2 protein-coding genes and 1 tRNA gene are annotated in these 787 nt (G+C 44.3%); all 3 read left to right on the forward strand.

Annotation, left to right across the window (positions count from 1 at the left end):
- The first annotated feature begins 122 nt into the window (after nucleotides 1-122).
- A tRNA-Trp gene (locus J4D97_RS23100) sits at nucleotides 123-193 on the forward strand.
- Between the two features lie 51 nt (nucleotides 194-244).
- Nucleotides 245-439: a preprotein translocase subunit SecE gene (secE, locus tag J4D97_RS23105; RefSeq protein ID WP_185281376.1), complete on the forward strand. Its 195-nt coding sequence runs from the start codon at nucleotides 245-247 to the stop codon at nucleotides 437-439.
- A gap of 12 nt (nucleotides 440-451) precedes the next feature.
- Nucleotides 452-787, forward strand: a 336-nt coding sequence (locus J4D97_RS23110; protein WP_279592484.1) for a transcription termination/antitermination NusG family protein, incomplete at its 3' end; no start/stop codon positions are given.

A 787-nucleotide genomic window follows, 5' to 3' on the forward strand; every position in this document is an offset into this window, starting at 1 on the left:
TCGACTAATCTCTGAATTAAGACAATCCGCCTCTGATTTTTTCGGGGGCGGATTTGTTTTGTCTATAGATTACTGTACATTTGCACTCCCAATTAAAACGAAAGTTTGCTGGGAAATATTCTACGGGCGTAGTTCAAGGGTAGAATAGAGGTCTCCAAAACCTTTGATGGGAGTTCGAATCTCTCCGCCCGTGCTTTACTTGGTCATTAGACCGCATCTATTTCAGCCAAACCCGGTCCTAACCATGAGCAAGCTGACGAAATATTTTAGCGATACCACGGAGGAAATGCGTTACAAAGTAACGTGGCCAACTTCGTCGGAATTACAGAAGAGCGCTGGTTTAGTGCTGATCGGTTCGCTGGTATTTGCTGCTGTTGTTGGTATCATGGATATCATTTTCAAAACAGGTTTGGAAGCATTTTACAACTCGTTCCGTTAAGCAGTAGAAGAAATGGGAGAGTTGAAATGGTATGTAGTACGCTCAGTTAGCGGGCAAGAAAAGAAAGCCAAAACCTATCTCGAAACAGAGATAGGACGTCATGGCCTTTCTGAGTTAGTGCCCGAAGTACTGATTCCAGCAGAGAAAGTTTACGAAATGCGCAATGGTAAAAAGCGCGTACGTGAGCGTAACTTCTTTCCTGGCTATATCCTGATTCATGCTGATTTGTCGCATGGCGAAGTAGACCACATCATCACAAGCACGCCTGGTGTGATTGGTTTTCTTAGCGAAAACGAGGGTAAGAATACAGCTGGCAAACCAGTACCGCTTCGTATGTCAGAGGTAAAC

Source organism: Hymenobacter defluvii, assembly GCF_017589435.1.
Lineage (GTDB): Bacteria > Bacteroidota > Bacteroidia > Cytophagales > Hymenobacteraceae > Hymenobacter > Hymenobacter profundi.

Excerpts from the sequence above, each read along its gene's own strand:
- secE (WP_185281376.1), top strand. The coding sequence starts at position 245 with ATGAGCAAGCTGACGAAATATTTTAGCGATACCACGGAGGAAATGCGT.